This is a genomic window from Flavobacterium sp. N2038 (assembly GCF_025947185.1).
In the GTDB taxonomy this organism is placed as follows: domain Bacteria; phylum Bacteroidota; class Bacteroidia; order Flavobacteriales; family Flavobacteriaceae; genus Flavobacterium.
Genome location: NZ_CP110001.1, coordinates 643,015 through 653,426 on the forward strand (window position 1 = coordinate 643,015; position 10,412 = coordinate 653,426).

Consider the following 10,412-nt stretch of genomic DNA (forward strand, 5'->3'; position numbering starts at 1 on the left):
AGATTATTTTTTATGAATTAAACGAGTCAGTTTTATAGATAAATCTGTAAGGATTATTTTTGCATTTCCGTTTCTTTCGATGTGATACATAGCATCCGAAAGTTCCTTAAAAATTTCATGAATGTTGTTCCCATTTACAAAAGGGGCAAAATTTTCAAGTTTGAATTTGTCCACTTTTGGCTCAATATAAACCAAGCCTGGAGCCTGATAATTTAATAAAAGCGCCTGCCTGAACATTTCGATACAAAACTGGATGAATTTTTTCTGGCTTTCACGTCCAAGTGCAGCGATTTCTTCGCTCCATGAAATCAAATCCTGAATTGCAGCGGCATTTCCTTTTGCTCTAAAAGCTGCTCGAACCCAATTGACAAACCATTGTTCAAAAGGATATTCTGAGTCATCTTCTTTTAGCAAATGCAACGCTTTGCTAAAATTTCCCTGTGCCTGATGCGCAATTTTTTTGGCAAGATTAGAATCGATATTCTCTCTTGAAACCAGCGCTTCGGCAATTACTTTTTCAGGAAGTCCGTTAAAGTGAATCACCTGACAACGAGAACGTATGGTTTGAATAATATCCTCTTCGTTTTCAGAAATTAATATAAAAATTGTTTTATCTGAAGGCTCTTCAAGAAGTTTAAGCAACTTGTTTGAAGCAGCAATATTCATTTTATCTGCCATCCAGATAATCATGATTTTATATCCTCCTTCGTATGATTTTAGTGCAAGGGATTTTAGAACTTCCTGTGCATCTTCAACTCTGATTTCTCCTTGCTTATTTTGAACGCCTAAAACTTTATACCAGTCAAACAATCCCCCGTAAGGCATTTCTTGAATAAAAGTACGCCAATCCTGAATGAAGTCTAAACTTTTGGGTTTGGTTTTTACATCTTCTGTGGTAACTGTAGGATAAATAAAATGCAAATCGGGATGCGAAATGTTTTGAAATTTCAGGTTACAGGAATGATTTCCATTTTCATTTTCATCTCCGGTATTGCCACACAAAATGTACTGGGCATAGGCAATTGCGGTTGATAAAGTTCCGCTTCCTTCCGGCCCAATGAATAATTGTGCATGTGGAATTCTGCCCGAAGCTGCACTTTTTGTCAAGTGGCTTTTGATGTAATCCTGACCTAAAATTTCTGAAAATTGCATGAAGCAAAGATAGAAGAAAATGATCTAGTCAAAAATTTTAGAGTGAAAGTTTGTAAGGCGCTTTTTATTTCTGAGAAATTGAAATTGTTTACTGTAATTTTTTCAGTTTGTTAACGCATTTTTGTTAATAAATGCTTCAACCTGAGGAGATATTAAGACTTTTTTGTTAATATTTTTTTTGTAAAAGCGTCCAACGTACGTTTTTTTTGGCTATTAATATAAAAATAAATATACTTTTAATAGCTTTTGTCTTACAGTTTTTGTTTGATTAATTTTAACAAAAACCTCGTTAAAACGCAGATTTTCTCGACATAAGACAGTTTTTTAAGCTTTTTTTAAGCTTTTTTTTTTAAAAAAGAAATCAATAAAGTTGCAATTTAAGTTAATTTATATATTTTTGTTTTCATCAACAACCAATTATAATTGCAGAATCTATGAAAGGTAAAATTATTCTATTAAGTACACTTTTTTTCTTGGCAACTGGTGCTGTTTCGGCTCAGGCAAAGAATGCTCCAAGAAGTATTATTAGTACGACGGCTCTTATTCGCAAATACCATGATCAAAAAGAATTGAGTGGTATGCAAAAAGGTGAACTTTTGGAATTATACATTGAGCGTATTAAAGTTTTAGTAAAAACGCTCCCTTACATTGCTCTGGTTACTAAACCTGGTGTTACGATGGCAGACTTAGGTATTCCGGATGATAGTGAACACAAAAAAGTATTAGATGCTCAGGCAGTTGGTACAACTTCATTTTTGGATACTACTGTAGAATTTCAGAGAAAGATGATGCCTTATTCTGATAAGGGTAATTTGATCGCTGCAATTTTGTTTTACGAAAGTACATTGAAATCATTACACGAGTTCAACGATTTGAACGAAATGTAATAAATAAATATTATAATTTTTTAAACTTTTTTGAAGGTGTTTACGTAGATGATTTAGATTTTACAAAAACAATATTTTTAGAAAAGCTAATAAAAACAACTCGTTCCCGATGTATCTGAACATTTCAGAAAAACCGGGATGAGTTTTTATCATTTACGCATACCCAAATTTATTATTAACCTAATAACACCCCTTTATCATGAAAAAAATTACTCAAATGATCTGCGTTCTTTTGACAGTTACGAGTATGAATGCTCAACAAGAGAAAGGAATTATGGGCTACACCAATTGGTTAAACAACTGGACTGAATTTAAGCCTAACAAAGTAGAGTATGGAGAAGCAAACCAAATTTTAGCAGGAAACATTTCTGTTAATACTAAATTGCTGAAGAGGAATGTTTATGTTTTGCAAGGAAACGTATATGTTACAAATAATGCCGTTTTAACAATTGAACCAGGAACATTAATCATCGGTGATTTCGAAACAAAAGGAACATTGGTAGTTACAAAAGGTGCACAAATTGTTGCAGATGGTTTAGAGACGGATCCAATCGTATTTACTTCAAACCGCAGCCAGAAAAAAGCTGGAGACTGGGGTGGAGTTGTACTTCTTGGAGATGCACCAATTAATAAATTCGGAAACGTTGGTTCTTATAACTTAGATCTTGATCCTACACTTACTACTTACGGTGGTGATAATGCAGCTGGAAATTCAGGAATTTTAAGATTTGTGAGAATCGAGTTTGCTGGAAAAAAAGTTAAAGGTCTAGATACTTTCAACGGGCTTACTGTAGCTGGTGTTGGTAGTAAGACTATCCTTGACAATGTAATGGTTAGCTACTCTGGTGGTGACTCATTTGCTTTCTTTGGAGGTGATGTAAACGCTTCTAAATTAGTTTCTTACAAGTCAATCAATGATGATTATAAATTTACTCAGGGAGTTCAGTGTCGTTTATTTAACTCTTTAGCAGTTAGATCATCTTACTTATCAAGTAACAAAGACGGTTCTCGTTGTATGGAAGTAAAATCTTACGAAAAGAAAAACGAAACAGATTTTACTAAAAAACAAACTCTTGTTGTTGCAACAAACATTACAATGCTAAATGACAGTGATAACATTAAAGCTGATATTCAGGCAGGTTTAGTTAAAGAAGCAATTTATGTTGCTGAAACGGCTTCTCTTGAAATGAAGCGTACTGTGATCTCTGGGTTTAATCCTGCTGTATTATTAGACAGTAAAACTGAGATTAACGATGCCAATCTTAAAAAGATCAAATTTGAAGAAATGTATTTTAACCTATGTAATGGAAATATCTTTACAGAATACAATTCAAACAATGAAGATTTAGAGAGCTGGTATGGTAACAGCGTGTTTTTTAACGTTATGTCACAAAGTGATAACAAAGAAACATTTATTGATATTTACAATGCTAAAAAACCAGATTTCAGATTACAATTAGGAAAAATTACAGCGTCTAGCGGAAACAAATAGATTATTTCGATTTTTATTTCAGCGTAAATTTTATTAATAAAGTCCCCAGACACAATTTATGTGAGTCTCGTACAGGACCAAATAAAGATCAGAACATAATGGCCCCAACTATAAAAAAATATTTTATTTATATTATATTTTTGGTTTCGCCTATAGCAATAAATGCACAGAATAAAACAGGAAAAACGACAGTTTCTCCAGATTCTTCATGCAAAGCAATGGCGTTTAGCAACAACCAAAATAACGATACAGCTGGTGTTTCTATCAGCAAATTAGATCATTCTAATCAGCCTATAGTAGGGCTATCCACCCCCGAGGATAGCCTTATTATCGCGACTGGTGATAAGAATGTATCTACAGAGTGTAACGAAAACCTAATACTTTCAGCAACTTATTCTGTTCTTGCAAAAGACATTATCGAGAACTACAAGTATGATTTTTCGGAAACATTTATTGATATTTTGTTTTTTGAAAATATAGATTTAGCAAGAACACGCACTATATGATTCAGAAAACTACTTTGTCTTTTTCTAAAATTCTATTTCTATTTGGTATAATTCTGTTTACTAAATCGAGCCTGCATGCGCAAACAAAATCAATTAGCCCTCAGCAATTGGGCTTTGACAGGATTTGTGCAGGCCCGGATGGAAACGATTATACCGCTACTTTTACCTATGCCGGATTTCCGGCGGGAACGGTATTTGTTGTCGAACTTTCGACCAATAATTTTGCAACTGTTGTTACTACAAATACAATAAGTGTTTCTGATCCTGCCGCTAATCAAAGAACGATCAACTTTTCTGTTCCTACAGATTTAGCGGGATCAGATAGTTATAGTCTTAGAGTTTCAACGACTGGTTTTTCCAGCCCTAAGTTTGTTTCTTTTGGATTAAAGACTTCTTTCCCTATCTATTACAGAGCACATGACAGACAGTATACCATTAATAATTTTAATGGTACAGCTACTTTTTGTGCGGGTGGTAGTTATTTGCTAAGTATTGATCCTGATTCAACAACACCACAAAATGATTCTCCTTTAAAGTTTAAATTTTTAACTTATAACTGGTTTAAAGATAATGGGCCTGTGACTCCTCCAACTCTTGTTGCAGGAGCAACAGGACCAACTTATGCAGTAACTGCAGAGGGGGTTTATTACGCAGAAACAAATTATGGTACTTGTACATCAGAATCGTATTCAAATCGTGTTACGGTTAGTTCTTCGGCTTCTGGTTCTGCAGTTACTATCAATTCAAATTTAGGAAACCCATTTTGTTCTACTGGTACAGGAACTATTTTAACAGCAACAGACGGTAATAAGTTTTTGTGGAAAAAAAATGGTGTAAATGTTCCTGGTGGAACAACCCGCAGTATTACAACAAATGAGGCCGGAATTTACACTGTAGAAGTAGATTTTGGTGGTTGTGTATCTTCAGGTACAATTGATTTAAAAAGCAATAGTTTTTCAGCTAGTATAGATGTCCCGGATACTAGTTCGATAGACGAAGGAGAAACTATTAATGTTTCTGTAACTACTGATGCTGTTAGCCCGACTTTTGAATGGTTTTTAAACGGAAATGCGATTGCAGGTGCAAACAGCAATTCGTATGTGGTAGCCGTACCAGGTAATTATAAAGCCAAAGTTTCTCAGGCAACAGGTTGTTTAAGTTCTAAAGAATTTGATTTTAAAGTTACAGGACCGACGCAGCCAACATCAGTAATTCAAAACATTATCAAGTTAAGCAGCCAGAATCCATATTGGAACATTCCGGACGTTTATAAGAATGCAAACACCAAAGTAATAATAATAAGCTCCAATGGTGATAAAGTTTTAGATGTTGTCAATTATCAAGGTGATTGGCCACAAAATGCAATTGATTTTAAAAATGTAAATCCAGTATATTACTATGTCATTCAAGCAGACACAGGTGAAAAAAAAGGATCAATAACTGTGATAAAATAATATGAAGAAAATCCTACTATTCATAACTTTATTTTACGGTTTTTCAAATGTACTCTATTCCCAGGATCAAACTGAGAATGGAGTTGTTTCGTTTTCATTACCTATAAGAAATTCATTAAAGTTTAATCGATATTTAATTAATCCTGCATTTAGTTTTGTCAGAGAAACAAATGCCTATGCAAGTTTCTACAACAAAAGACAATGGGTACAGTTTGAGAACGCTCCACAAACGTATTTAGTAAATTACTCAGGTCGTTTTAGAGAAAACGAGGCATTTGCATTTGGTTTATTTCAACAGAATTATGGTTTAATGACTGTTTTTGGCGGAATCGGAAATTTTGCTCACAATATCGTTTTGCAGGAAGACAGTAATTTAACTTTTGGTGTAAATGTCGGAGTTTATCAAAGCGGTCTTAACAAAGGAAAAATTGTATCTGATGATACAGAAATTTTGAATGGAGACTATCCCTCAAATACTTTACTTACTGTTAATCCGGGTATTAATTACGGAACTGCTTTTCTGGATTTTGGTTTATCGGTAAACAATTTGATTCTTTACAATTTTGGTTCAGGTGTAGTAAAAGAGGATCCGGAAAGAGCAATCGAATTGCACGCAATGTACACTGGATATATTGATACTTACGGTTTCTTTGACAGAAGTAAATTTTCAGGTATTATAAAAACCGAAATTAAAAAAGACAAAACAGTTATTTCCGGACTTGGTATGCTGACCTTACAACAAGGAATCTGGGCACAGGCAGGTTATAATACTTTATATGGAGTTTCGGCAGGTTTAGGGGTAAATATTTCACCTAGTATTGCTATCGAATATAATTATGAAAGAGGAATGGGGAATTTTACAAACATGGGAGGTTCTCATGAGTTTGCAATTGCCTACAGATTTAAAAATAAAAATTACTATTACGGAGATGAAGAAGAAGGTTCTATAATAGATCCTGCTAAAGCAAAACCTGTAATGGCTAAAAAGACAGCGAGCACTCAGGTAACCAGAGTAGATGGTGGTGAGAAAGCGAGATTGGCTGCAGAAGCAAAAGCAATAGCCGATGCAGAAGCAAAACAAGCACGATTAGCAGCTGCCGAAAAAGTTAAAGCTGATGCCGAAGCTGCAAGACTAAAATTAGTAGCAGATAATAAAGCAAAAGCTGATGCTGCTGAGGCTCAAAAATTAAAATTAGCCGCAGATGCAAAAGCTAAAGTTGATGCTGCTGAGAGCGAAAAATTAAAACTTGCTGCTGATGCAAAAGCCAAAGCCGATGCCGCCGCTGCTGCAAGAGCGCAAACAGCCACTACAAACAGAGCTATTGGTGCAGAGCAAAAAACACAAGCACAATTAGCTGCAGATAAAGTGAGAGCAGATGCTGAGGCACGCAGAATAAAATTAGCTGCAGATAATAAAGCAAGAGTTGATGCTGCTGCTGCTGCAAGAGCACAAGCAGTTGCAAACAAACCGACAGCAACACCAGAACAAAAAGCACAGGCACAATTAGCTGCTGATAAAGTTAAAGCCGATGCTGAGGCTCAAAAATTAAAATTAGCTGCAGACGCCAAAGCCAAAGCCGATGCTGAAGCAACAAAAGCACAAGCAGCCGCAAACAAACCTGCAGCAGCACCACAAAAAACACAAGCGCAATTAGCAGCAGAAAAAGCGAAAGCCGATGCTGAAGCAGTTGCAAAAGCAAAATTAGCTGCAGATACAAAAGCCAAAGCCGACGCCGAAGCATTGAAAGTGAAGTTAGCTGCCGATGCGAAAGCAAAAGCTGATGCTGCCGAAGCGAAGAGAAAAGCAGATGTTAAAGCAAAAGCTGAAGCTGCAGATTTACAATCAATATTAGCTGCAGATGCAAAAGCAAAAGCAGATTCAGATGCGTATCAGGCTAAACTAGCTGCAGAAGCTAAATTAAAAGCTGCCACAACTGCAAAAACGAAAGCGAATATAGATGCAGCCAACAAAGCAAAATTAGCAGCTGACGCGAAAGCTAAAGCGGCAGAAGAAGCTGCCTTAAAAGAGAAATTAGCTGCAGATGCAAAAGCAAAAGCAGATGCAGAAGCAAGACAAGCTCTTATAGCTGCAGAAGCATTAAAAACAAAACAAGCTGCTGAGGCAAAAGTAAAAGCAGAAGAAGATGCACGTCAGGCTAAGCTTGCTGCAGATGCTAAAGCCAAAGCCGATGCAGAAGCATTGCAAGCTAAACTTGTTGCCGATGCCAAAGCAAAAGCAGATGCTGAAGCGCTTAAAGTGAAACAAGCTGCTGAGGCAAAAGCGAAAGCGGATGCAGATGCAATTCAGGCAAAATTAGCAGCGGATGCAAAAGCCAAAGCGGATGCAGAAGCATTGCAGGCAAAACTTGTTGCTGATGCCAAAGCCAAAGCAGATGCTCAGGTATTACAGGCAAAACAAGCTGCTGAGGCAAAAGTAAAAGCAGAAGAAGATGCACGTCAGGCTAAACTAGCAGCAGATGCCAAAGCTAAAGCCGATGCAGAAGCACTTCAGGCGAAACAAGCTGCAGATGCAAAAGCCAAAGCGGATGCAGAGGCATTACAAGCGAAATTAGCTGCCGACGCTAAAGCGAAAGCAGATGCGGAAGCATTACAGGCAAAATTAGCTGCAGATGCCAAAGCAAAAGCAGATATGGAAGCGCTTCAAGCAAAATTAATTGCTGACGCAAGAGTAAAAGCCGATGCAGAAGCAACTGCAAAAGCGAAAGCCGATGCAGAAGCAAAACAATTACAGTTAGCTGAAGAAGCGCGTCAGGCGAAATTAGCTGCTGATGCTAAAGCTAAAGCCGATGCCGAAGCATTACAAGCAAAATTAGCTGCAGACGCTAAAGCGAAAGCTGATGCAGACGCACTTAAAATAAAAGAAGCTCAGGAAGCAAAAGCAAAAGTTGAAGAAGAGGCTCGTCAGGCGAAATTAGCTGCGGACGCCAAAGCCAAAGCAGACGCCGAAGCATTACAAGCAAAATTAGCTGCAGACGCTAAAGCGAAAGCTGATGCAGAAGCACTTAAAATAAAAGAAGCTCAGGAAGCAAAAGCAAAAGTTGAAGAAGAAGCTCGTCAGGCGAAATTAGCTGCTGATGCCAAAGCCAAAGCAGACGCCGAAGCATTACAAGTAAAATTAGCTGCAGACGCCAAAGCGAAAGCCGATGCAGAAGCACTTAAAATAAAAGAAGCACAGGAAGCAAAAGCAAAAGTTGAAGAAGAGGCTCGTCAGGCGAAATTAGCTGCAGATGCTAAAACCAAAGCAGACGCCGAAGCATTACAAGCTAAACTTGCAGCTGATGCAAAAGCTAAAGCGGATATGCAAGCATTACAAGCGCAATTACTTGCAGATGCAAAAGTAAAAGCCGATGCTGAAGCTACTGCAAAAGCAAAAGCCGATGCCGAAGCCAAACAATTACAACTAGCTGAAGAAGCTCGTCAGGCAAAATTAGCTGCTGATGCCAAAGCCAAAGCAGACGCCGAAGCATTACAAGCAAAACAAGTAGCTGATGCCAAAGCGAAAGCAGATGCTGATGCGCTTAAAGCAAAATTAGCTGCCGATGCAAAAGCTAAAGCAGATGCAGAAGCATTGCAGGCAAGACAAGCAGCAGAAGAAAAAGCCAAAGCCGACGCTGATGCGCTTAAAGCAAAATTAGCTGCCGATGCAAAAGCTAAAGCAGATGCAGAAGCATTACAGGCAAAATTAGCTGCAGATGCCAAAGCCAAAGCAGACGCCGAAGCATTACAAGCAAAATTAGCTGCAGACGCTAAAGTAAAAGCAGATGAAGAAGCTCGTCAGGCGAAATTAACAGCTGATGCCAAAGCCAAAGCAGATGCAGAAGCATTACAAGCGAGACTTGCAGAAGAAGCGGAGTTAAAAGCAAAATTAGCAGCTGATGCAGCTGCGGTTGCTGCAGCAAAAGCGGCTTCAGCGCCAAAAGACGATACAGCAAAAGCAATTGATAATTTAACGCTGTCTATAGAAAATGCAGGTAAAACACAAAAAGATTTATTAGCACAGTTTAACACAACAGTAGCAAATAAACAAAGAGACTTGAATGACTTGAGAGAAGAGAATGATTTAAGTGAAAAAGGGATCTACAAAGAACCAAAACCATTTAAAAGTGTAGCGGCAGAGAATAGTCAGTTAGAGGCTCTAAAAGCACAACTTGCGGAGGCAAATAAAAATCAGAAAGATGAAATTGCCAGATTGACAAACCTGTATAATGAAAGACTTAAAAAGGTTCCTAATAAAAATGATGCTGTAAACAGAGCTTATCTTGAAAAGATAAATGAATTGAAAGCAGCTCAGTTAAAAATGGAAGAAGACAGTGCAACATTACTTTCGAATTTAGAGCGTATTAAAACTGAAACTGAAATCGAGAAAAAACGTAGAATTAAGCGTGCTGCTTACGAAAACGATCAGGGAAGATACAATCAGGATGTTGCAGCTCTTAAACGTATTAAGGAAACAACAAAATTAAGCAGTACACCGCTAGTAGCAGCAGATTTTGATTTTGGTGAAGACCAGTCAAATATGCAGATTATCAAGAATATTAAAAATTCTGAAAATGGGTACTATATGATTGTTGCAGTACACAGCAGTGTTGAAAAGAGAGATGAATTCCTGAAAAAAGCGGTAGCCGCAGGACGATCAGATGTTAATTTCTTTTACAATGTAACAACAAGTAAATATTATATCTACTACGAAAAATTCGATGGTTTGCAGGAAGCAACAAAAGCATTGGAGGCAAAAGGGAATAAGCCATACAACGGTAAAATGGCCATCGTAAAAGTGGAGAATTAATAGAATATAATTTAGAATGCTCGTCCTTCTTAAAAACTAAGAAGGACATTTATAATAAAGTTTTAGAACGCTATAGTTTGTTTTTTAATGCCCCTTGGAAAATAAACGAAAAGC

General features: G+C 37.1%; 6 protein-coding genes. 5 read left to right on the top strand and 1 reads right to left on the bottom strand.

The genetic code is table 11. From position 1 onward, the window contains the following. Nucleotides 1-3: 3 nt before the first annotated feature. Nucleotides 4-1,152 (bottom strand): ATP-binding protein, encoded by a 1,149-nt coding sequence (locus OLM51_RS02845; RefSeq protein ID WP_264552899.1) that lies wholly within the window; start codon nucleotides 1,150-1,152, stop codon nucleotides 4-6. A gap of 434 nt (nucleotides 1,153-1,586) precedes the next feature. Between OLM51_RS02845 and OLM51_RS02850 the strand changes: the two genes are divergently transcribed. The 5 genes from OLM51_RS02850 to OLM51_RS02870 all read left to right on the top strand — a co-directional run bounded on the left by OLM51_RS02850 (nucleotide 1,587) and on the right by OLM51_RS02870 (nucleotide 10,298). Continuing rightward, complete coding sequence (locus OLM51_RS02850) at nucleotides 1,587-2,039, top strand: hypothetical protein (RefSeq protein ID WP_264552900.1); 453 nt, start codon at nucleotides 1,587-1,589, stop codon at nucleotides 2,037-2,039. A gap of 199 nt (nucleotides 2,040-2,238) precedes the next feature. After that, nucleotides 2,239-3,531, top strand: a complete 1,293-nt coding sequence (locus tag OLM51_RS02855) for a hypothetical protein (protein WP_264552901.1) — start codon at nucleotides 2,239-2,241, stop codon at nucleotides 3,529-3,531. Between the two features lie 98 nt (nucleotides 3,532-3,629). Then, complete coding sequence (locus tag OLM51_RS02860; RefSeq protein WP_264552902.1) at nucleotides 3,630-4,037, top strand: hypothetical protein; 408 nt, start codon at nucleotides 3,630-3,632, stop codon at nucleotides 4,035-4,037. Continuing rightward, nucleotides 4,034-5,491: a gliding motility protein SprC gene (gene sprC / locus OLM51_RS02865; RefSeq protein ID WP_264552903.1), complete on the top strand. Its 1,458-nt coding sequence runs from the start codon at nucleotides 4,034-4,036 to the stop codon at nucleotides 5,489-5,491. The genes OLM51_RS02860 and sprC overlap by 4 nt, the downstream gene beginning before the upstream one ends. A gap of 1 nt (nucleotide 5,492) precedes the next feature. Next, nucleotides 5,493-10,298 (top strand): type IX secretion system membrane protein PorP/SprF, encoded by a 4,806-nt coding sequence (locus OLM51_RS02870; protein ID WP_264552904.1) that lies wholly within the window; start codon nucleotides 5,493-5,495, stop codon nucleotides 10,296-10,298. The last annotated feature ends 114 nt before the right edge of the window (nucleotides 10,299-10,412 follow it).

Bases quoted from the DNA above. Each gene is read 5' to 3' on its own strand.
- OLM51_RS02870 (WP_264552904.1), top strand. From the start codon at position 5,493: ATGAAGAAAATCCTACTATTCATAACTTTATTTTACGGTTTTTCAAAT.
- OLM51_RS02845 (WP_264552899.1), bottom strand. From the start codon at position 1,152: ATGCAATTTTCAGAAATTTTAGGTCAGGATTACATCAAAAGCCACTTG.
- sprC (WP_264552903.1), top strand. From the start codon at position 4,034: ATGATTCAGAAAACTACTTTGTCTTTTTCTAAAATTCTATTTCTATTT.
- OLM51_RS02860 (WP_264552902.1), top strand. From the start codon at position 3,630: ATGGCCCCAACTATAAAAAAATATTTTATTTATATTATATTTTTGGTT.
- OLM51_RS02850 (WP_264552900.1), top strand. From the start codon at position 1,587: ATGAAAGGTAAAATTATTCTATTAAGTACACTTTTTTTCTTGGCAACT.
- OLM51_RS02855 (WP_264552901.1), top strand. From the start codon at position 2,239: ATGAAAAAAATTACTCAAATGATCTGCGTTCTTTTGACAGTTACGAGT.